Genomic DNA, 242 nt, shown 5'->3' with positions numbered 1-242 from the left:
AGGGCCGGCATCAGCAGAGCGGCGCTGACTTGGAACAGGGTCATGAAGGCCAGCAGCGAACCGCTCTGGCTGGCGCTCCAGCCCATCTGCAGGTAGTAGGCCGGCAGCCAGGCGACCATGCTCATGTAGCCGCAGTTCACCAGGCCGAAATACAACGCCAGCAGCCAGGCGCGGCGGTTGTTCCAGAGCCCGGCCAGGGGAGCCGGGCTGCCGTTGCGGCGGCCGCCCCCCAGGGGCAGGCA

The 242-nt window shown here is 69.4% G+C and carries 1 pseudogene; it reads right to left on the bottom strand.

The features are described from left to right. Nucleotides 1–242: pseudogene (locus F6S12_RS33505) on the bottom strand (MFS transporter); the annotation flags it as partial.

This window comes from Pseudomonas sp. JV245A (genome assembly GCF_032424515.1).
In the GTDB taxonomy this organism is placed as follows: domain Bacteria; phylum Pseudomonadota; class Gammaproteobacteria; order Pseudomonadales; family Pseudomonadaceae; genus Aquipseudomonas; species Aquipseudomonas protegens.
The sequence above is the reverse complement of the archived record's forward strand: the minus strand, read 5'-3'. Positions and strand labels throughout refer to the sequence as shown.